This is a genomic window from Arthrobacter sp. NPDC058097, from assembly GCF_042884885.1.
Classification (GTDB): Bacteria; Actinomycetota; Actinomycetes; order Actinomycetales; family Micrococcaceae; genus Arthrobacter.
The window spans coordinates 16,398-37,174 of sequence record NZ_JBHVSZ010000017.1; the positions used below are offsets into that span (position 1 = coordinate 16,398).

Below are 20,777 nucleotides of genomic sequence, written 5' to 3' on the forward strand. Positions count from 1 at the left end.
GGCGTTCAGGAATCCGCGCCCGTTGGTGGTTGGGGACTTTTTGCTAGCGGCCGTACGGGCCTGGCTGGGAGTACGGGTTGGCGAACGGCTGCGGCTTCTGGAAGTACTGTGCCGCGCCGGGCATGTACAGCATCACGATCGCGGCGATGCCGAGAAGGCCCACCAGGGTGTTCAGCCCCAGCGGGAAGAGGCTGAACACGGAAAGCGCTGCGAAGACTGTGCCCAGGATGCGGGCCCAGTTCTTGCCCTTCCGGACGTTGAAGGCCACCAGCGCGTAGAGGCCGGCGCCGATCAGGGCAAAGACCACCATGGTTCCGATGATGAAGCCCTTGACGTCCTCGAAGGCGATGTCCTGGCCGCTGCCGCGCAGCTGCTCCTCGAACGTGCTCCGCATGGCCGGGTCATCCAGGCTGGGAATCGCGACCAAAAGGTTCAGGATCGACAGCACGCCTGCGGCGATGATCATCCAGAAGGAATAGTTCACGAGCTTCGGAACCCCTGCGCCGGTCGCCGCCTGGGCCTGTTCCGACGGGTACTGCCCGTAGGGGGACTGGCCATACGGGCTCTGGCCGTAGGGCGACTGGCCCGACTGGGATTGACCATACTGCGGCTGCCCATACTGTGGCTGCCCATACTGGGGCGGGTTCTGACCGTACGGGGACTGCCCGTACTGCGGTGCGCCGCCCTGTCCGCCCTGCCCATACTGCGGCGGGTTCTGTCCGTACTGCGGAGCCTGTCCGGCCTGGCCGTACTGGGGTGCGTTCTGGCCGTACTGCGGGGTGCCCTGTTCGCCCTGTCCGTACTGGGGGGCGTTCTGCCCGTATTGGGGCGCATCCTGACCGTAGCGGGGCTGCCCGTTGGCTGGCTGGGAACCGTTGTCCGGCTCGTTGGCGCCGGGGTCATTGGAGTGCGGGACTGGAGGATTGCTCATGAGCGGTCCTTTGCGTAGTGACGTCTGAATCGGCTACCGGTTCAGACGCCTGCCCTCCCCAGCATGGTTCACTTCCCACCGTACCCCTCAGCGGGTGTGCGGTGGATCATTCCGGAGAGGTATTCCAAAGCCGGGCCAACCTGCGGAAACGCTGCCTGCAGGGGAGTGACCGGATAAGGGATCAGCGTTCCTGCCGGACACTGGTCAGGGGCGGCCCCGTGCCGCTGCGAACCAGCTCAGCGAGTTGGGCACCCACATCAGAACGGTGGCCACCAGGCTGACCAGGAAGCCCAGCCAGTTCCCGTCCTGGCCTGCGGGAAAACTCGAGCTGACGATGGCCAGCAGCAGTGACACCCCGGTCACGATGGTCAGTGCCAGCCGCGCCCACTCCTTGCCTTCCTTCAGTTTCAGGGCGAGCACAATCTCCGCGGCTGCTACAGCCAGGGCCACCAGAACGAGCAGGAACACGAGCATGGCCACGCCGGGAATGATCGCGAAGAGCACCAGCACACCGAAAAGGCCGATTACGCCGCCCAGCAGCCCCAGAAGGCCGCGGATCACCCAGATCCAGTAGGACACCTTGAGCTCCGTGGGCAAGCCGGTCACGTCGAACAGGCCGGAGAAGCCGCCACGTGGCAGAACCTCGCCAAAGTTCCGGGGCCGGTCTGCCGGCAGCTCGAACGCGAACCGGCCGGCACCGCCGGGCGGCTGCTGACCGGGGAACGGCTGGTCAGGTTGCTGCCCCGGGAACCGTTGTCCGGGCGTCGGACGTTCGTTGCCGGACGGCGGCACGCCGCCGGGATCACGGGGCTCCGGTTCTTCGCTGGGGGTGCTCATGGCACTCACTTTAACCCCGGGATTTCGCCAAACCCAGAAGGCCCGAACGCCAAACGCCCCGTCTGCGGAGAGTCCGCGGACGGGGCGTTTGGGTGTCAGGAACCGTGGCTGGGAAACCAGCCGTGAGACCTAGGCTGCAGGTGCGATGAAGGCCAGTTCAAGGTTGATGGCAACCTTGTCGCTGACCAGGACGCCGCCGGCTTCCAGCACGGCGTTCCAGGTCAGGCCGAAGTCCTTGCGGCTGATGGTGGTCTCGGCGGATACGCCGGCGCGGGTGTTGCCGAAGGGGTCCACTGCGACGCCGTTGAACTCCGTCTCGAGGGAGACGGGGCGGGTGACACCCTTGATGGTCAGGTCGCCCTGGAGTTCGTAGCTGTCGCCATTGGCCACGAGGCCGTTGGAGACGAAGGAGATCTCCGGGAACTTCTCGACGTCGAAGAAGTCCTCGCCGCGGACGTGGCCGTCACGGTTGGCGTCGCCGGAATCGAAGCTGGCGGTCTGGATGGTGGCCTCGACCTTGCTGGCGGTGACGTCGTCGGCCAGGTTGAGAGTGGCGGCGGCGTCCTTGAACTGGCCGCGGACCTTGCTGATGCCGGCGTGGCGGACGGTGAACGCGATTTCGCTGTGGGAGTTGTCGAGGGTCCAGGTGCCGCGGGTGAGCTCGGTGGAAAGTGCCATGGTGGTTCTCCTTGTATCAGTCGGTCATTCGGGTGGTCGTTGAAGCTTTTTATTGAAGTCTCAACTAACTGCTGCATCCAGTATAAACATGCATTTGCATCTTTTATTCCAGCGGCCGGGAACTTTTTGAAAAATTTTTGAGTTCTACTTGGTGTAGAAGATTTCGCCATTGCCCCTGCCCTTTGAGAAACTGGTAGACATGCCCCAAGCCACTGTCCATTTGCTCCGCCACGGCGAGGTCCACAACCCCGAAGGTGTCCTGTACGGCAGGCTGCCTGAATTCCACCTCTCCGAACTTGGCCGGCAGATGGCGCAGACGCTCGCCGGGCACTTCCGCGACCGCGTAGCCCAGGGCGCCAACATCGTGTACCTGGTGGCGTCGCCGCTCACCCGTGCCCAGGAAACTGCCCAGCCCACCGCGGAAGCGCTCGGGCTGGACATCCACACCGACAGCCGCATCATCGAGGCGGAAAACCACTTCGAAGGGCTGAAGGTCACCAAGGCCGAGCTGCGCAAGCCGAAGCACTGGCCGCACCTGATCAACCCGTTCCGCCCCTCCTGGGGCGAGCCCTACAAGCAGCAGGCGGCCCGCGTGACCGAGGCCGTCCAGGAAGCCCGCGCCAAGGCCATCGAGCTGGGCGGCGACGACGCCGAGGCCATCCTGGTCTGCCACCAGCTGCCCATCTGGGCCACCCGGCTCAGCGCCGAGGGCAAGCCGCTGTGGCACGATCCGCGGAAACGCGAATGCACCTTGACCTCCCTCACCTCCCTGGTTTTCGGCGACGACGGCGCCCTGCTGCGCGTGGAGTACAGCGAACCTGCCGCCGCCCTTCTTCCCGGTGCCTCGAGCACCCCCGGAGCCTAAGTTATGACTGAAACACCCAAGAGTTCCCGCCGCAGCGTCCTCGCCGCCGGCGGCCTGGCCCTGACGGCGATCACGCTGGGTCTGTCCGCCTGCGCCCAGGAGGACGCCCTGGCCAAACAGGCCAAAGCCGGGGACAACAAGAACTACGTGGCCGGTGACGGCTCGGTAACCGAGTTCGCGGCATCCGAGCGAAAGTCCGGCATCCAGATCCAGGGCACCCTGTTTGACGGCACCGCCGTGACCCCCAAGGACTTCCTTGGCAAGGTCACCGTGCTGAACTTCTGGTTCGCCGCCTGTGCGCCCTGCCGGGTGGAGGCGCCCTCACTGGAAGCCCTGCACCAGGAGTTCAAGAGCAAGGGCGTGCAGTTCTTCGGCGTGAACCTGCGCGACGAGAAGGCCACGGCCGACGCCTTCGACAAGACCTTTGGCCTCACGTACCCGAGCTTCGACGACAAGGACGGCAGCGTGCTGCTTGCCGTTTCCGGCCTGGTGCCCCCGGGCGCCGTCCCCACGACGCTCGTCATGGACAAGCAGGGACGGGTTGCATCGCGTGTGCTGGGGGAGATCGAGAAGGGCACGCTCAAAGCTCTCATCCAGTCTGCCGTGGCAGAGTAACGTCCCGTGAACAGCCCCTTCGCCGAAGCCATCCTGAACGGTTCGCTGCTGCTCGCCATCCCCGTGGCGCTGCTGGCCGGACTCGTGTCCTTCCTCTCGCCGTGCGTGCTCCCGCTGGTGCCCGGCTACCTGGGCTACGTCACGGGACTCACGGGCGTTGACCTGCAGAAGCAGAAGCGCGGCCGCATGCTGGCGGGCATCGGCCTGTTCGTGCTCGGCTTCTCGGTGATCTTCGTGCTGCTCGGCGGGGCGTTCGGCCAGCTGGGGTCCCTGATCTCGGGCGGCCAGAACGCCTGGATCACGCAGGTCCTGGGCGTACTGGTGATCCTGATGGGCGTGGTGTTCATGGGTGGATTCTCCTGGTTCCAGCGCGACGCCAAGATCCACGCGAAACCGCCGGCAGGCCTCTGGGGCGCACCGCTGCTGGGCATCACGTTCGGCCTCGGCTGGGCGCCCTGCATCGGCCCGACCTACTCCGCCGTCCAGCTCCTGAGCCTCTCTGGCGGCTCGTCCGCGGCGAAGGGTGCGTTCCTGGCCTTCGTCTACAGCCTTGGGCTGGGCATCCCGTTCCTGCTGATTGCCCTGGCGGTGCGCCGCGGTGCCGGCGTGATGTCCTTCTTCCGCAAGCACCGGCTGGCCATCCAGCGCACCGGCGGCGGAGTCCTGATTGTCCTGGGCATCCTGATGGCTACGGGTCTGTGGGGAACCTGGGTCACCGAATTGCAGTACTGGTTCCAAACCGACGTGAAGTTGCCGATCTGATGAGCGAGCGTGTGAAGTCAACCGAGAAAACCCCGGCCGGGGACGCCCCGCAGCCCGGGCCTGCCCAGAATGACGCCGCCGAGCCCCAGAAAGGCGCGCCCAAGGGTCGGAAAGCCAAGGACGCCGTGAAGGCCGCCAAGGCCGGGGCTGCCCTCCCGTCGCTGGGCTTCGTGGGCATGCTGCGCTGGGCCTGGACCCAGCTGACCAGCATGCGCACCGCGCTGTTCCTCCTGCTGCTGCTGGCGGTGGCCGCGGTGCCCGGATCGCTGTTCCCGCAGCGGCCGGCCAACCCCTCCGTGGTCACCCAGTACATCAAGGACCACCCGGACTACGGCAAGCTGCTGGACTCGCTGCAGCTGTACGACGTCTACTCCTCCGCCTGGTTCTCGGCCATCTACATCCTGCTGTTCATTTCGCTGATCGGCTGCGTGGTGCCCCGCGCCATCGCCCACTACAAGGCCATGCGGTCGCAGCCGCCGCGCACCCCGAAGCGCCTGTCCCGCCTGCCCGAGTACGGCACCCTGGTGCTGCCGGCGGACGCCGGCATCCCGGCGTCGGACGCCATTGAGGATGCAGCGGCGCTGCTGAAGAAACGCGGATACCGCGTTGAGGTAAGGCACGACGACGGCGCGCGGCCGTCTTTGGGGGCCGAGCGCGGCTTCCTGAAGGAAGTGGGAAACCTTGTTTTCCACACTTCGCTGATCGGCGTGCTGGTGTCCGTGGCCATCGGTGGCCTGTTCGGGTACAGCGGCCAGCGCATCCTGGTGGAGGGTGACACGTTTGTGAACACCCTGGTGGGGTATGACCAGTTCAACCCCGGCACCAACTTCCAGAGCAGCCAGCTCCAGCCGTACTCGATCCAGCTGGACAAGTTCCAGGCCACGTTCGACCGGGAATCCCAGGGCAAGTTCGGCCAGCCCATCGACTTCACCGCGGACGTCACCACCAAGGAAAACCCGGGGGCGCCGGCCAAGAAGGAAGTCCTCAAGGTCAACGACCCCGTCACGCTCGGCGGCACCAGCATCTACCTGACGGGTAACGGCTACGCCCCGGTGGTCACGGTCCGTGACGGCAACGGCAACGTGGCCATGCAGGGTCCTGTGGTGGCCAAGCTGCAGGGCGAGAACTACTACTCCTCGGTGGTGATCAAGGTGCCCGACGCGAAGCCCGACCAGCTCGGGTTTGTGGGCTTCTTCCTGCCCACGGCGCTGGTAACCGAGCAGGGCATCTCCTTCAGTGGCGATCCCGACCTCATCAACCCGCAGCTGAGCCTGAACTCCTTCTACGGCGACCTTGGCCTGGACAAGGGTGCCCCGCAGAACGTCTTTGAGCTCGACGTCAAGAACCTCAAGGAACTCAACAGCCGGAACCTCAAGGCTGGCGGCATCACGCTGGCCCCGGGCAACACCTACACACTGCCCGACGGCAAGGGTTCCATCACGTTCGACGGCGTGAAGAAGTACGTGGGCGTGGACATCCACCACAACCCCGGACAGCTCTCCGCGCTGATCTTCGCGCTGCTTGCGGTGGCCGGGCTGATCGTCTCCCTTTATGTGAACCGGCGCCGCGTCTGGGTCCGCACGGGCACCCACGAGGACGGCCGGACCATGGTGGAGTACGGTCTCCTCGCCCGCGGCGAGGACCACCGCCTTTCCGGCGAGGCTGCCACGCTGCGCGGCCTCCTGCTGCGCAAGTGGAACCTCGACGCCGACAACCCCGAAACACCACCTTCCAACTCCTCACCAGCAGGCTCGCCTGAGCCGACGAAGGACCAGTAATGTTTCCCATCAACGAGACCATGGGCCAGTACAGCGAGCTCTTCATGCTGCTTGCCGCCGGCACCTACACCGTCGCCTTCATCGCGTTCGCGTGGGACCTGGCCAAGAGCAGCAAGGCCCTGAAGTCGATTGACCTCAAGGCCGCAGCTGCCAGCACGTCCGCGGGTACGTCCGCCAAGGTTCCCGTGGGTGCCGGCGTTGGATCAAGCACGTCCCGGACCGCGGGCAGCGGTGAGGACCGCCTGTCCGGACCGGCAGACCGTGCCGAACGGCCGACGTCGTACTCCTCAGGCACCGCGAACGGCGCCGCCGGGCAGACCGCTGACGACAGCATGCGCTACGGTGAACGCCGTGCGCCGGCACGCGTCGCCGTGGCACTGACCGTCCTGGGCGCGTCGATCCACGCCGCCGCCGTGCTGACCCGCGCGGTGGGCGCCGGCCGAGTGCCGTGGGGCAACATGTACGAGTTCCTCACCACCGGCGCGTTCCTGGTGGCGGCCGTGTTCCTCGTGGCCCTGGTCCGCCGTGACCTGCGCTTCCTCGGCACCTTCGTGGTGGGTCTGGTGATCATCATGCTGGTGGCCGCGTCCGTGGCGTTCTGGACGCCCGTCGGCCACCTGGTGCCCGCGCTGCAGAGCTACTGGCTGATCATCCACGTGTCCATCGCGGTGCTGTCCTCGGCGCTGTTCACCCTGACGTTCGCCATGTCCGCGCTGCAGCTGGTCCAGTCGCACCGGCAGAAGGCCATCTCCGCCGGTGGTGCGGACAAGCTGGGGTTCATGCGACTGGTGCCGTCCGCGCTGAGCCTGGAGAACCTGTCCTACCGCATCAACGCGATCGCCTTCATCGGCTGGACCTTCACCCTCATGTTCGGCGCGATCTGGGCCGAGAAGGCCTGGGGCCGGTTCTGGGGCTGGGACACCAAGGAAGTGTGGACCTTCGTGATCTGGGTGGTCTACGCCGGCTACCTGCACGCCCGCGCCACCCGCGGCTGGACGGGAACCCGCGCGGCCTGGCTGTCGATCGTGGGCTACCTGTGCGTGGTCTTCAACTTCACCATCGTGAACCAGTTCTTCAACGGCCTGCACTCCTACTCGGGGCTGTAGGGGAGTTCTCCGGCTCTCCTTCCGGGGCGGCCACCTGGCTGCGGGGCTTGCCGAATTACCCAAAAGGGCCGCATGCGCTCGTCGAAGGCTAAGACCCCGCGCGCGAACGAGGAGGGTGATCTCCACGGCCGCTGGCGAGCGTACGCCGTGGCAGGGGCTCGCCAAATCGAGGGCGCGGGCGCGTCTGCGTGTCAGGCCGGCAGCAGTAGCCTGCCGGATGGTGAACGGCTGTGCCTGCAGGGCGGGAGGAAGAGGGCGTGGACCCGGCTTAGGAGCATACTGCGCCGTCGATTTACCGGAAAAGGCCCCCGGCCTGATAGCTGGGCGGCCCTTTTTGGTAAATCGGCCACGTGATGGAGGGGTGAGGAGGCTACTTTGCCTCGGGGTTGCCTTCGGCGTTGGCCTCTCCGGAGGCGCCCGGCTTGCGTGGACCAGGCTCACCCGACGCAGGGCCGCTGGCACTCGAACTGCCGCTGCCGATACCCGGGGTTGCCCCCGTGCCGCCTGCGCCCGTTGCGCCCGTGCGGTGAGTGCCGCCGTCGGCCTGGTTCTTCCGGGCCGCGTCGTCCCGAAGCTTGCGGAGGCGCTCCGCCTCGGCCTGGCGGCGACGCTGCTCGAGGTTCCGTAGGAAGTCGGGGTCGTCGTCGGGGGCGGTGGGGTGCTTCGGGTACACGGGCTGGGCCACAGTCGTGGCGCGGGGGCGGCCGATCAGGAACCACAGCGCGGCGCCGATGAGCGGTAGGAGGATCACCATGATCAGCCAGGTTGTCTTGGAAAAGCCGCGGGTGAAACGCTTGTCGGTCCGAATAACGTCCACGAGTCCATAGACGTAGATGGCGAGAATGGCGACTGCGAGTGCAACACGAGGCATGCAATCAGTCTAGCCGTCGCGCGCGCCGGCGGAGATTACAGTATGCCCACAGTCAGGCGCCAGCAAAACGCCGAACCGGAGCCGCAGATGACGACGGCGCTGCCCCGGGCAACGCCAGCCGTGCGCCAACAGCACCGGCAGGATACGTTCAGGCAGGGCGGCTAAACTTGGATAGTGGCTTTTCTGAAATACACCCTGATCCGGTTCGCGATCTTCCTGCCCCTGTTTGTGCTGTTTGTCTTCCTGCAGCTGGGGTGGTTTCTGGCCGTCGTCTGTGCGGGGCTGATTTCCTTCGCCATCAGCTACCTGTTCTTCCAGAAGCAGCGCGATGCCGCGACGGCGTCACTGCACGCCCGCTTCTCCGGCCGGGCCAAGCCCATCCGCACCGCCGGGGAGATCGATGATGCGCTGGCCGAGGACCGCCTCGTCGACACCAACCCGGACGTCACCATCCGCAACGACGTCAAGAAGCGCGAACCCCAGGCCGGCGACGCTTAGGCCTTAGAGCCCGGTGCTCAGCACGAGTCCCAGCGAGAACAGCACGGCGTAGCCGAGGTTGATCAGTCCCGTCTGCTTCAGGACCGGGATGAGGCTCTTGCGCTTCCGTCCGTTGATCATGAGCCAGGCCGGCATCAGGCACGCCGGGATCAGCAGCAGCACGATCAGCATCCACGGCCGCGTGGGCGCCAGAATCACCACGAGCAGGATGGCCACGGCCAGCATCAGCACGTAGCTCTCGCGGGCGTGCTTGTCGCCCAGCCGCACCGCCAGGGTCTTCTTCCCGGCCTGGATGTCCGAGGGGATGTCCCGGACATTGTTGGCCATCAGCAGGGCGCAGGCAATCAGGCCCGTGCCGATGGCGCCAATCACCGCGGGCAGGCCGATCTGCCCCGCCTGCGTATACGTGGTGCCAAGCGTTGCCACCAGCCCGAAGAACACGAACACGAAGACGTCGCCCAGGCCCATGTAGCCGTAGGGGTTCTTTCCGCCGGTGTAGCCCCAGGCCGCCATCACGCAGCCCACCCCCACCAGCAGCAGCCACCACGTCTGTGTGAGGAGGACCAGGACCAGGCCCACGAGCATCGCCAGGCCGAAGGCACCGAACGCGGCATACTTCACGTGTTCGGGGCGGGCCGCACCGGAACCGACCAGCCGCAGCGGGCCGACGCGGTTTTCGTCCGTTCCGCGGATCCCGTCCGAGTAATCGTTGGCGTAGTTCACGCCGACCTGCAGCAGCAGCGCCACAAGGGCCGCCAAAACTGCGTTGAGCGGGAGGAAGGAACCCATCTCATAGGCCGCTGCCGAGCCGATCAGGACAGGGGCGATCGCGGCCGGCAGGGTGCGAAGCCGGGCGCCTTGGATCCATTGTGCGGCTGTTGCCACGGTAAGTACCTCGTGTTGGGTCGGTGATACGTTCAAAAAGCATGGCGCGCGCTGGTTACGCGGAAGCCGCAGCGGCGCGGCCAGGACTACTCTATTTTCCCTGATGGAGGGCGTTGAGCCGTTCAATCATGGCCAGCCGGTCCGGCTTGCCGTTCGGCAGCATGATCAGCTCGCCGGCCGGCAGGACGGTCTTGGGGGCCAGCAGCCCCAGCGTGCGGTGCCATTCCTCGGCCCACGCCGCCCCGTCCCGTACAGCACCACCACCGCCGGCGCCAGCGCCGGCATCCCCGGACGCGGTCCCGGTCACCGCCACATACGCCGCAACGGCCTGGCCCCATTTCGCGGACTCGACGCCGGCCACAAAAGCCGCCGTCACGCCGTCGGACTTTTCCAGCTCGGCCTGCACGTGCGCGGCGGAGACCTTGACGCCGCCGGTGATGATGACGTCGTCGGCGCGGCCCAGCACGGTGAGCCGGCCGTCGGCGCCCAGGGTGCCGAGGTCGTTGGTGCGGTACCAGCGGCTGCCGTCCTCCTCGACGAAGGCCTCTGCGGTCTGCAGCCGTGCGTCCAGGTAGCCGGCGGCGAGCGTCGCCCCGCCCAGGTGGATCCGGCCGTCGTCGCCGAGCCGCACGGCCACGCCCTCGAGCGGGTAGCCGTCGTACACACAGCCGCCGCAGGTTTCCGCAGCGCCGTAGGTGGTGACCACCCGGAGGCCGGCCTCGCGCGCGGATTCGAGGAGCTCGGCAGAGGCCGGGGCGCCGCCGAGCAGAATGCCGTTGAAGCGGCGCAGCACGGCGAGTGTGTCCGCCGACGGGTCGGCGAGCAGGCGCTGCAGCTGCGCGGGCACCAGGGACGTGAAGCGGATCTTGTCCGTCAGCTCCAGTGCGGCCGCGGTGAAGGCATCCGCGGTGAAGCCCCCGGACAGGTCCATGGCCCACGGCCGGGTGCCGGCGAACAGCGACCGGACCAGCACCTGGACGCCGGCCACGTACTGCAGCGGCAGGGCCAGCAGCCACTGGCCCTCGCCCTTGAGGGCGAAGGCGGTGGCCATCGACGACGCCGCCAGGGCGTCCACCGTCAGGACCGTCGCCTTGGGCGTCCCGGTGGATCCGGAGGTGCGGACCACCACGACGGCGTCCTCAAACCCGGGGGTCGGGACTGGCGTCACCACCGGTTCGCCGTCGGGGCCGGCGGAAAGTTCGACGGCGGAACCCTCACCATGGAGGGCGGCCGCCAGTGCCCTGAGGGCCGGCTCGATGTTCACTGCGTGCGCCTGCGTTGTGTGGACATAAGGTGCGCGGACCTGGGGAGCATGGGGTGCCTTCCGACGAGTGCGGGCTTAGAAGTAGTACGGGAACTTCGACCAGTCGGGGTCGCGTTTTTGCAGGAAGGCTTCCTTGCCCTCCACCGCCTCGTCGGTCATATACGCCAAACGGGTAGCTTCGCCGGCGAACACCTGCTGGCCGGCCAGCCCGTCGTCGGCAAGGTTGAAGGCGAACTTGAGCATCCGGATGGCCTGCGGGGACTGCCGGGCGATGTCCGCGGCGTACTCCAGGGCCACCTCCTCGAGGCGCTCGTGGTCCACCGCCTCGTTCACGGCCCCCATCCGAACCATGTCCTCTGCGGAATATTCGCGCGCGAGGAAGAAGATCTCCCGGGCGGACTTCTGGCCGATCTGCCGGGCCAGCAGCGCCGAGCCGTAGCCGGCGTCGAAACTGCCCACCGTGGCGTCCGTCTGCTTGAACTTGCCGAACTGCCGCGAGGCGATGGTCAGGTCAGAGACAACATGCAGGGAGTGGCCCCCGCCGGCCGCCCAGCCGTTGACGACGGCGATGACCACCTTGGGCATGGTCCGCATGAGCCGCTGGACTTCCAAAATGTGGAGCCGGCCGGCACGGGCGGGGTCGATGGTTTCCTGCGTCTCGCCGTCGGCATAGCGGTACCCGTCCCGGCCGCGGATCCGCTGGTCCCCGCCGGAGCAGAACGAGTGGCCGCCATCCTTGGGGGAGGGACCGTTGCCGGTGAGCAGCACGGTGGCCACATCCGGCGTCATCCGGGCGTGGTCCATGGCGCGGTACAGCTCGTCCACGGTCCCCGGGCGGAAGGCGTTGCGGACCTCCGGCCGGTTGAACGCGATGCGGACGGTGGGCAGGTCCCGGGCCACGGTGCCGTCGTCGGACCGCTCCACCTGCCGGTGGTACGTCAGGTCCTGGAAGTCGTCGAAGCCGGACACGGTGCGCCAGCGGGACGGGTCAAAGACGTCGGAAACCTTGGCGGGGAATTCGTTGCTCACCGTCCAAGTCTAGTAATCGGCTCAGCTGATGCAGAACTCGTTGCCCTCAGGGTCGGCCATGGTGTGCCATTCGTGCGGGCCCTGGCTGGCTGTCCAGAGGAAGGTGGCGCCGCGGGCTTCGAGTTCGGCGCGGACGTCATCCTTGTCCCGGCCGTCGAGCCGGACGTCCCAGTGCACCCGGTTCTTGATGGTCTTCTGCTCCGGCACGGTCTGGAACAGCAGGCGCCGTTCAGGTGCCTTGGCGTCAAGTTCCTCGGTGGGCCGGATCGCCGCGCCGTCCTTCCACACGAGCTTGCCGTTGTGCGTCATGGTCTGGTCTTCCGTGGCGAAGCCCTGGCTGATCATGGACCGGATGAAGCCCTCGTCCTGCGGCTCCACGGACCAGTCCAGCGTTTCGGCCCACCAGTCGGCGAGGTCGTGCGGGTGGCGGCAGTCGATGGCGATCTGAATGTTGAGTCCCATGGCACCAAGCTACGACGGCGCCGCCGCCTCGGGATAGGGGCAGGGAGGGGTGACTCTAGCTCTGGGCGCGCTGCAGCTGGTCCAGGAGTTCCGGCGGGATGGTGTACAGGAAGACCGCGGCCAGCAGGTTCTTGGTGGCATGGACGAAGTACGAAAACATCAGGTTCCGCCCCGTCCACACGTAGACAAACACCAGGGTGCCGCCCATGGCCAGGTACGGCATGAGGGCGGGAAGCGTGAGGGCTTCCTGGCCCACGATGTGCAGGGCGGCGAAGAGGATCACGGACAGTCCGCAGCAGATCCAGATGTTGACGCGCCGGCTCAGCTTCCCGATCAGCAGGTGCCGGAACACGTACTCCTCCACGAACGGGCCCACCACGACAATCAGCGGCACCATCAGCCAGGCCGGCACCTGCCGCATGAGCGCCTGCAGCCCGGCCTGGTTGGCGGAGGTCTCGGCGGTCCCGCCGACGGCCACCAGGACGGCGGTGACAATCATCATCGCGACGACGGCCAGCGGCACCATCGCGAGCGTGAACCAGGGCCGGGTGGCAAGCACTTTGAAGTCCCGGGACACCACACCGCGGGCGGCAAACAGCGCCAGCGCCCCGACGCACCCGTAGAACAGAAGGTTCACACCGTAGGAGGCCACGGCCGGCGTCGGGGCCAGCGCCCGGAGCAGCGGCAGGATCAGTTCTCCGGCCAGCGCGAAGAAAGCCGCTACGGCCACATAAAGCCCGGCGGCGGTGAGGTCCAGCGGCGAAAACCGGTAGAGATCCGGCCGCGGAGCAGGGAGCATGCGTCTGGTATTCACCATGCCTCCAGCGTAGTGCGCCACGCCCCGCCCGAACGGACACCTGCGGTTCTGCGCGAACGTACAGTTGTGGCCCCAGGTGAGCGCTCATTTGGGGCCGCAACTGTACGTTCGCGCTGGGCCGGCGGCGGGTGCGAAACCGCGACGGCACACGTGCTCACCTTGACGGGGCCGCCCGCCGCCGGGCAGGCTTGACCCATGAAGTCCTAACCACGACGCCGGCATCGTCCGGCGTCGACCATGTTCCGGCCTGTATCCAGTGGATCTGTCGACCCAGGCCCTGTTGAGCGTATGCACCGAGACGTATGTATCGGGCTCCGGGGCCGCCCTTTGGACTGCGAGGACTTCCCATGACTGAACCAAATTTCCGCACCGAACAGCTGCGCCTGTCCGGCGTCTCCCACGGCTCCGGGGACCGCGAACTCTTTGCGGGCATCGAACTGGTGATCGCCGCGGGCGAACACGCCGCCGTCGTGGGTGAGAACGGTGCCGGCAAGTCCACCCTGCTGCGGATCCTGGCCGGTATCGAGCCGCCCGCGGAAGGAACGGCCCGGAGGCATGGCCGGGTGGGCTACCTGGCGCAGACATCCGGACTCTCCGCCCGGCTGACCGTGGCCGACGCCATCGACGACGCGCTCCGCGCACTGCGGGAGATGGAAGCCGAGCTGGAGCGGCTGGAGGACGGTCTGGCATCGGCGGGACCGGCCGAGCTGGAGGCCTACGGGAACCTGCAGACCCAGTACCAGCTGCGCGAGGGCTACGCCGCGGAATCCCGTGTAGAGGCGGCGCTGGACCGGCTGGGCCTTGGCGGCGTCGACCGTGCCCGGACGCTGGGGTCGCTGTCCGGCGGGGAGCAGGAGCGCGTCGCGCTGGCCTGCCTGCTGGCCGATCCCGCGGACATCCTGCTCCTGGACGAGCCCACGAACCACCTCGACGCCAGCGGTACGGCGTGGCTCGAGGGCCGCCTCGCAGCGCACCGCGGAGCCGTGGTGGTGGTCTCGCACGACCGCGTGCTGCTGCGGAAGGTCGCCGCCGCCGTCATAGAGGTCGACGCCGAGCGCCGCACGGTGAACCGCTACGGCAACGGCTACGACGGCTACCTGAAGGAGAAGCGGGCAGAACGCCAGCGCTGGGTCCAGCAGTACCATGGCTGGCTCGACGCCATGGCAGCTGAGCGGCGGCAGGCGGACACTGTGTCGGACCGGATGGGCTACGCCCGCCGGCGGGACAACGACAAGGCGGCCTTCGACTTCAAGACCGGAACCTGGGAGCGCGCCGCCGCCAGTAAGATCCGGAACGCGCAGGAGCGTCTGCGCCGCCTGGAGGACAACCCGGTGGAGCGCCCGCCGGAACGCCTGAAGCTCGACGCCGGACTCGACGGCGCGCTGAACGGCAGGCCCGACGGCCGGACTTCCGACGGCGGGACTTCCGACGGCGGGACTTCCGGCGGCGGGACTTCCTCGAACGGACACCAGGAAGGCGTCGACGGGGTCCTGCACGCGCGCAACACCCAGGTGCCGGGCCGGCTGGACATCGCTGAGTTCCGTGTGGACCGCGGGCAGAAAATCCTCATCACCGGTCCCAACGGCGCCGGGAAGTCCACACTGCTCTCCGTCCTGGCCGGAACGCTCGAGCCGGCCGTGGGCCAAGTGGTGCGCCACGGCCGGATCGGCTATCTGCAGCAGGAACTGGAGTTGCCCCAGCATCCAAGCCTGCGGCTGCTGCCGGCCTTTGCCGCCGGGCTCGGCGGGAACATCGACGACCACGCCGAGGCGCTGCTGCGGCTGGGCCTCTTCCGCACCAGCGAGTTCCATGTGCCGGTGGGCGCACTCTCGGCAGGCCAGCAGCGCAGGCTGGCACTCGCGCGGCTGCTACTCGGCCACACGGACATCATGCTCCTCGATGAACCCAGCAACCATCTGGCACCCGCGCTCGTGGAGGAACTGGAATCGGCGCTCGCGGAGTTCGACGGAACAGTCGTGATGGTCAGCCACGACCGTGCCCTGGGTGAGTGGTTCGATGCGTGCGCGGACCGGTCCCGGGGCCGGGCAGGCGAGGGTGCTTCCGGGAGATGGCTCAGGTACACCATGGTGGACGGCATGCTGGAGAAGGCGGCGCTGCCCGCCTGAGCCGGCGAAGCAGAAGGACCCAAGCCGCGCTGGAAACGAGAAACCCCAGGCCCGGGCGGTTGCCGGGCCTGGGGTATTCAGTTGGGAAAGCTACCGGAACAGGGCGCCGTACGTTCCCATGATGATCCGGTCACCGGGCCGGGACTTCCTGATGTAATCCACCACGGCCCAGTCATCCAGCGAGATGCAGCCCGCCGTCGGGACCTTGTTCATGTGCAGGAAGATGGCGAAGCCTGCGTTCTGGATGATGTTGGGCCGGTTGTAGTTGATCACCACGCCCTGGCGGTAGTCGTGCGTGGCGCGGGTGGCGAAGTACCACATGTTCTCGTCCCAGCCCACCCACGATGAGGACTCGAAGTACTTGTTGTACGTCGCGGTCCAGGGGTTGCCGCCCCAGCGGGAGCGCGGGTTAAGCGTGCGGTAGGGCAGCGCCGTACCCGGGTTGCCCAGCCCGAAGGCCTCCGTCACCGAATACGAACCCGTGGGCGAGTACAGGTAACGGGTGGGGCCCGACGGAACACCGGGTGCCTTGAAACCCGAGGCGCCCACATAACCGTCCGTCCGCCAGTCCTGAACGTACGTTCCCGCCATCCGGACGCAGTAGACGTTGGTGGCATACGACTGGCCGTAGCCCTGGGTAAACGTGAGCAGCACCCGGTTGGCGCCGTAGGTGGAGTACCGGGACCGCCCGTTGTTCAGCTTCTGGCACTCCGTGATTCCGTATGCCCGGGTGCCGCTGGCCTTGGTGTAGCCGATGAAGCCGCGCTGGAAGGACTGGATGCACTGGTCGCCGGCGCATTTTTCGTTCGCCGTCGGATAGCCCAGCCAGCCGCCTGCCCCGCCGTTGGTGGCATACCGCTGGGCGATGCCTGCCCGGACGGTCCAGGCCCGGGTCAGCGGGGACCAGTAGATGGTGCCCCCCTGGAACCGCTGGATGCAGCCGCCGGCGGCCTGCCCGCAGGCCTCGTTGGCCAGCGGGTAGCCCAGGGAACTGCGGTTGCCGCCTGTCAGGATGTACCTGGTGCCGATGCCGCCGCGCGTGATCCAGGCGCCCGTGGCGGGCGACCAGTAGATGCTGCCGCCCTGGAACCGCTGGAGGCAGCCGCCCGCCACCTGGCCGCAGGCTTCCGTGGTGGTGGGGTAGCCCAGGACGCCGTTCTGCGCGCCGGCGGCACGCCAGCGGGAGCCGATGCCGCCGCGGATCACCTGGCCCCTGGTCTGCGGCGACCAGTAGATGGTGCCGTTGTCGAAGACCTGCGAGCAGCCCCCGTTTTTCAGCCCGCAGGTTTCACCGGCCGATGGCAGGCCCAGCACCGTCTCGGCGCCCGACGCTGCCCAGCGGCTGCCGATCCCCGTTCCGGTGGAGAAGCTGAGGAAGCGGGTTCCTGTCCAGATGATCACCTTGCCGGTGGAGAACTTCTGCAGGGAGCGTGAGCCCAGGACGATTTCGTCGCCGACGGGGTAGCCGAAGGCCGCGAGGCCGCCGCCCGCTGTCCACTGCGGACCGGTGCGTCCGGAGGACAGCAGGACCGGATGCGCGCCCGACTTGGAGGTCCAGTAGATCGAGCCACCGGTGAAGTTCTGCACGCAGAGCCCGGCCGAGCACTGCTCGTTCGACGTCGGCTCGCCGAGCACGCCGCCCGCTCCGCCAAGGCTCCGCCACTTGGCACCGATGCCGCCGGCGGTGACAAATTCGGGATCGGGGGCCGGCGCAGGATCAGTAACGGCCGGTTCCGTGACGGCAGGGTCCGTGACGGCCGGATCGGTGACAGCGGGGCCCGTCACAGAGGCATCCGACGGCGGCTCCGGCGCCGCGGGGTCCGTCACCGGACCTGTGGCTGGATCAGTCGCCGGATCCGTGGAGGGGTCGGGAACCGGGTCAGCTGCGGGGGTGGTGGCCGGGTCGGTGGCCGCGGTGGTGCCTGCGGTTCCGGCAGCGGGGGAGGAGTCGGACGCCTGGCTGGGCGGCGTCTCGGAACCGACCGCGAGGGCAGGGGATGACGCGAGTGATCCGGCCGCCAGGCTCAGGAGCAGGGCCGCCGCAAGTATTGGTTTTTTCACGAAGCGTCCTCCACCGACACCACCGGTTCGCACGTGCCGGTCTGGCCCGTGGTTTTGGCGAAGTTCTTTGCAGAAACTTCAGCCGATTTCCCTGCCTGGACCGTTTCCGTGATCAGGGTGTGGCCCTGGACCGCCGCGCCGACGGTGACCGCAATGGCCACCGTGTATTTTTTGGCTTTGTCCGATGAGTTGACCAGGGTGCCTTTGAACGTCCACTGGCCGTCGGCGCCGGCTGCGCAGGTGTGCTCCTGTAGGGCGTCGATCGCGTTCAGCGACGTGGACACATCGGTGGGCAGGGAAGGTGCCGTCGTGGGTGGTGAAGATTCCGACGGCGGCTGGGACACCGCCGTCGTACTGGTTGCCGGTGGTGAAGCGCTGGGGCCGGATCCGGAAGGGGCTGGGCCCCCGCCGGAACACCCCGGGGCTGCCAGCAGCAAGGCCGCAGACAGCAGTAGTGCTCTCTTTCTCATAGTCCCCCCTGAAAAATGGCGCGAGTGCCGGCGTCCGCATGAGACGGTGCGGACGCCATGGCCGGGAACGAATCCCCAGCCATGGTGCTCAGAGTAGCCGCAATCAGGGCGTCAGAGGAGCCTTTTCTCCATTCGAGTTACTGTTTCGCAACGCGGCATGGGAGCGGGTCCAACACAGGCCCTGGCCTGCGGAATGTTGCGCGCGTCACGGGCAGTCCGGAAATCTTGTACGATGGATGGGCCGTGCGAACCTTCGATGCTCCACGAGTTTTTGTGCACACAGGGTCCTCAGGAGGGGCCTGAAGTCGAATTATCTGTACAAAACTCCCGGTTCCGGAACCGGCAGTGCCCTACCCCAGGCAACCCCCGACCTACAAGGAACAGTTGTGCCTCAAAGTACCCCCACAGAACTTATGAGCCCGACGGCTCCATCCGCCGCCGTCGACTCAACCCTCAGCGCCGAGGGCTACAAAAAGACCCTGAGCCGGCGCCACGTCACCATGATCGCGATGGGCGGCGCCATCGGCGTCGGCCTGTTCATGGGAGCCGGCGGCCGGCTGGCCTCCACCGGTCCCGCGCTGATCTTCTCCTACGCCATTGCCGGCGTCATCGCTTATCTGCTGATGCGTGCGCTCGGCGAGCTCATCATGTACCGGCAGACGTCGGGCTCGTTCGTGAGCTACGCCGGCGAACTGTTCGGCAAGAAGGGCGCCTACCTGTCCGGCTGGATGTATTTCATCAACTGGGCCATGACCGGCATCGCGGAACTGATCGCGATCGGCCTCTACTTCCAGTTCTTCTTCCCCAACGTCCCCGTGGAGCTCTCCGCCATCGCAGCGCTGGTGCTGCTGGTGGCCGTGAACCTGCTCAGCGTCAAGGCGTTCGGCGAATTCGAATTCTGGGCGTCCTGCCTCAAGGTCGGCGCCATCGTGATCTTCCTGGCGGTGGGCACCTTCATGGTGGTCACCAACGCCAAGGTGGGCGCCGGCCACGCGTCGCCGGTCAACCTCTTCGCCGGCGACGGCGGCATGTTCCCCAAGGGTGCCCTGGTGATGATCCTCGTGCTCAACGCCGTCATCTTCGCCTACAACGCCATCGAACTCGTGGGCATCACCGCCGGCGAGATGGAAAACCCGGAACGCGAAGTGCCCAAGGCGATCCGCGCCGTCGTGATCCGCATCGTGGTGTTCTACGTCGGTTCCGTGACCCTGCTGGCCATGCTGCTGCCCTCGGACCAGTACAAGGCCGGCACCTCCCCGTTCGTCACCGTCTTCGGCCAGATGGGGCTGCCGTGGATGGGCGACGTCATGAACATGATCGTCATCACCGCCGCGCTGTCCTCCTGCAACTCCGGCCTGTACTCGATCGGCCGGATCTTCCGCACCATGGCCAACAACGGCCATGCCCCGCAGTGGCTGACCAAGATGTCCAGCCGCCACGTGCCGTACGCCGCCATCCTGGCCATCGCCGCCGTGTACCTGGTGGGCATCCTGCTGAACATCTGGCTGGGCGGCTCGCACGCGTTCGACCTCGCCCTCAACACCGCCTCAATCGGCGTCATCTTCACCTGGGGCTCCATCTTTGCCAGCCAGATCGCCCTGCGCAAGAAGAAGGGCAACGTCTCCAGCCTGCCGATGCCCGGTTCGCCGTGGACCAGCTGGGCCGGGCTTGTGGCGCTGCTGGCCATCACCGTGCTGATCGGCTTCGACACCATGACGGACAAGGCCACGGGCGACGTCTTCCTGCTCGGCCTCTGGACCCTGGCCAGCATCCCGGCCTTTGCCCTGGTGCTGTGGCTGGGCTGGCAGAAGGTCAAGAACAACGAGCCGAAGAGCGAACTCTTCAGCTAGCTGCCTGTTTAGATCACGACGGCGGCGGGTCACCTTTTGCGGAAGGCGGCCCGCCGCGGTCGTTCTGTGGTTGTTAGGCTTTGAGGTGCCGTGCGAAGTGGTCCTCGATCCGGCGCCACGCCTCCGGGGCGGCGGCCGGATCCGGGCCGATGCCCATCACCCGCGTAAGCGGGCGCAGCGCCCGGGGGCCTTCCTCCTGGTCGTTCAGGAAGGAATGGCCCGCCGTCGGGAATTCCTTGACGTCGTGTTCGACGCCTACCGCATCCAGCGCGGATTCCAGCCTGGCCGCGGCGCCCCGCAGGGTGCGGTCCCGGGCGCCGTAGTTTGCCACCAGCGGGCAGGCGCCGCGGAGCGCCGCTTCGAGGTTGCGGGGGAGCCGGCCGTAGTTCACGGACGCCGCGTCGAAGCCGTCATTGGCCGCCAGCAGCGCGAACCCTCCGCCCATGCAGAAACCGATGACGCCCGTCCGGCCGGTGGAGAGGGGCGACGCCTTCAGCCAGGTCCGCGCCGCGGCGATGTCGGCGAAGACGCGCCCTTCGCCGGTGATCATGGATCTCATGGTGCCGACCAGACAGCGGCGCGGGCCGCCGTCGCTGTAGAGGTCGACGGCGAGGACGAGGTAGCCGGCCGCTGCCAGCCGGTCGGCGTGGCGGCGGATCTGGTCGTTGAGGCCGAAAGCCTCGTGGATCATCACGACGCCGGGAAAGAGGCCCGTTCCGGCCGGTGTGGCGAGGTAGCCGCGAAGGCTCTTGGATCCGCCGGCGGCTGCGCCTGTTCCGCCCAGGTCTACGTGCGTCATGGGCCCAGTCTTGCACGGGCCAGTCTTGCGGATCCGGGTTGTTGCGCGGCGCCGGGTCCCCGCGGAGCGGCCG

At 67.3% G+C, this 20,777-nt stretch carries 20 protein-coding genes; 8 read left to right on the forward strand and 12 right to left on the reverse strand.

The window, feature by feature from the left end:
* Positions 1-43: 43 nt before the first annotated feature.
* From ACFVTE_RS22120 to ACFVTE_RS22130, 3 genes are all read right to left on the reverse strand, one after another.
* Entirely contained in the window at positions 44-931 is an 888-nt protein-coding gene (locus ACFVTE_RS22120) for a hypothetical protein (RefSeq protein WP_387104357.1), read from the reverse strand.
* 204 nt (positions 932-1,135) lie between these two features.
* Positions 1,136-1,768, reverse strand: coding sequence for a hypothetical protein (locus tag ACFVTE_RS22125; RefSeq protein ID WP_387104359.1), 633 nt, complete (start codon positions 1,766-1,768; stop codon positions 1,136-1,138).
* A gap of 129 nt (positions 1,769-1,897) precedes the next feature.
* Positions 1,898-2,446, reverse strand: coding sequence for a YceI family protein (locus ACFVTE_RS22130; RefSeq protein ID WP_306925585.1), 549 nt, complete (start codon positions 2,444-2,446; stop codon positions 1,898-1,900).
* Positions 2,447-2,645: 199 nt separating this feature from the next.
* Here ACFVTE_RS22130 and ACFVTE_RS22135 point away from each other — a divergent pair, with 199 nt between their 5' ends.
* From ACFVTE_RS22135 to ccsB, 5 genes are read left to right on the forward strand one after another with little or no spacing between them, the layout of a single operon-like run.
* Entirely contained in the window at positions 2,646-3,311 is a 666-nt protein-coding gene (locus tag ACFVTE_RS22135) for a histidine phosphatase family protein (protein ID WP_387104362.1), read from the forward strand.
* Positions 3,312-3,314: 3 nt separating this feature from the next.
* Entirely contained in the window at positions 3,315-3,926 is a 612-nt protein-coding gene (locus ACFVTE_RS22140; RefSeq protein ID WP_387104365.1) for a TlpA family protein disulfide reductase, read from the forward strand.
* Between the two features lie 6 nt (positions 3,927-3,932).
* The gene (locus tag ACFVTE_RS22145; protein WP_353713065.1) at positions 3,933-4,688 is read left to right on the forward strand and encodes a cytochrome c biogenesis protein CcdA; all 756 of its coding nucleotides are present in this window, start codon (positions 3,933-3,935) and stop codon (positions 4,686-4,688) included.
* Entirely contained in the window at positions 4,688-6,466 is a 1,779-nt protein-coding gene (locus tag ACFVTE_RS22150; protein WP_387104368.1) for a cytochrome c biogenesis protein ResB, read from the forward strand. The genes ACFVTE_RS22145 and ACFVTE_RS22150 overlap by 1 nt, the downstream gene beginning before the upstream one ends.
* On the forward strand, positions 6,466-7,572 hold the full coding sequence (gene ccsB / locus ACFVTE_RS22155) for a c-type cytochrome biogenesis protein CcsB (protein WP_387104370.1): 1,107 nt from the start codon (positions 6,466-6,468) through the stop codon (positions 7,570-7,572). The genes ACFVTE_RS22150 and ccsB overlap by 1 nt, the downstream gene beginning before the upstream one ends.
* 370 nt (positions 7,573-7,942) lie before the next feature.
* Here ccsB and ACFVTE_RS22160 read toward each other — a convergent pair whose 3' ends face one another.
* Positions 7,943-8,443 (reverse strand): PLD nuclease N-terminal domain-containing protein, encoded by a 501-nt coding sequence (locus tag ACFVTE_RS22160; RefSeq protein ID WP_387104372.1) that lies wholly within the window; start codon positions 8,441-8,443, stop codon positions 7,943-7,945.
* A gap of 174 nt (positions 8,444-8,617) precedes the next feature.
* Between ACFVTE_RS22160 and ACFVTE_RS22165 the strand changes: the two genes are divergently transcribed.
* Positions 8,618-8,941 (forward strand): DUF4229 domain-containing protein, encoded by a 324-nt coding sequence (locus tag ACFVTE_RS22165; RefSeq protein ID WP_387104375.1) that lies wholly within the window; start codon positions 8,618-8,620, stop codon positions 8,939-8,941.
* Positions 8,942-8,944: 3 nt separating this feature from the next.
* Here ACFVTE_RS22165 and ACFVTE_RS22170 read toward each other — a convergent pair whose 3' ends face one another.
* From ACFVTE_RS22170 to ACFVTE_RS22190, 5 genes are all read right to left on the reverse strand, one after another.
* Positions 8,945-9,826 carry a 1,4-dihydroxy-2-naphthoate polyprenyltransferase gene (locus ACFVTE_RS22170; protein WP_387104377.1) on the reverse strand — a complete coding sequence of 294 codons (882 nt, stop codon included), beginning with the start codon at positions 9,824-9,826 and terminating at the stop codon, positions 8,945-8,947.
* Positions 9,827-9,917: 91 nt separating this feature from the next.
* Positions 9,918-11,090, reverse strand: coding sequence for an AMP-binding protein (locus tag ACFVTE_RS22175; protein ID WP_387104379.1), 1,173 nt, complete (start codon positions 11,088-11,090; stop codon positions 9,918-9,920).
* Between the two features lie 75 nt (positions 11,091-11,165).
* Complete coding sequence (locus ACFVTE_RS22180; RefSeq protein WP_387104382.1) at positions 11,166-12,119, reverse strand: 1,4-dihydroxy-2-naphthoyl-CoA synthase; 954 nt, start codon at positions 12,117-12,119, stop codon at positions 11,166-11,168.
* 21 nt (positions 12,120-12,140) lie between these two features.
* Positions 12,141-12,581: a VOC family protein gene (locus ACFVTE_RS22185; protein ID WP_387104385.1), complete on the reverse strand. Its 441-nt coding sequence runs from the start codon at positions 12,579-12,581 to the stop codon at positions 12,141-12,143.
* Positions 12,582-12,636: 55 nt separating this feature from the next.
* On the reverse strand, positions 12,637-13,398 hold the full coding sequence (locus tag ACFVTE_RS22190; RefSeq protein WP_387104388.1) for a CPBP family intramembrane glutamic endopeptidase: 762 nt from the start codon (positions 13,396-13,398) through the stop codon (positions 12,637-12,639).
* Between the two features lie 347 nt (positions 13,399-13,745).
* On the opposite strand from ACFVTE_RS22190, the gene ACFVTE_RS22195 reads away from it, so the two are divergent.
* Complete coding sequence (locus tag ACFVTE_RS22195; protein ID WP_387104391.1) at positions 13,746-15,524, forward strand: ABC-F family ATP-binding cassette domain-containing protein; 1,779 nt, start codon at positions 13,746-13,748, stop codon at positions 15,522-15,524.
* Between the two features lie 90 nt (positions 15,525-15,614).
* On the opposite strand, the gene ACFVTE_RS22200 is transcribed toward ACFVTE_RS22195, so the two are convergent.
* Together ACFVTE_RS22200 and ACFVTE_RS22205 are read right to left on the reverse strand one after the other, a co-directional pair.
* The gene (locus tag ACFVTE_RS22200; protein WP_387104393.1) at positions 15,615-17,585 is read right to left on the reverse strand and encodes a hypothetical protein; all 1,971 of its coding nucleotides are present in this window, start codon (positions 17,583-17,585) and stop codon (positions 15,615-15,617) included.
* A complete protein-coding gene (locus tag ACFVTE_RS22205; protein ID WP_387104396.1) occupies positions 17,582-17,929 on the reverse strand; it encodes a hypothetical protein in 348 nt (115 codons plus the stop codon). Before ACFVTE_RS22205 ends, ACFVTE_RS22200 begins: the two co-directional genes overlap by 4 nt.
* Positions 17,930-18,441: 512 nt before the next feature.
* Between ACFVTE_RS22205 and ACFVTE_RS22210 the strand changes: the two genes are divergently transcribed.
* A complete protein-coding gene (locus tag ACFVTE_RS22210; protein WP_387104399.1) occupies positions 18,442-19,905 on the forward strand; it encodes an amino acid permease in 1,464 nt (487 codons plus the stop codon).
* 73 nt (positions 19,906-19,978) lie between these two features.
* Here ACFVTE_RS22210 and ACFVTE_RS22215 read toward each other — a convergent pair whose 3' ends face one another.
* Complete coding sequence (locus ACFVTE_RS22215; RefSeq protein ID WP_387104401.1) at positions 19,979-20,704, reverse strand: dienelactone hydrolase family protein; 726 nt, start codon at positions 20,702-20,704, stop codon at positions 19,979-19,981.
* Positions 20,705-20,777: the final 73 nt, after the last annotated feature.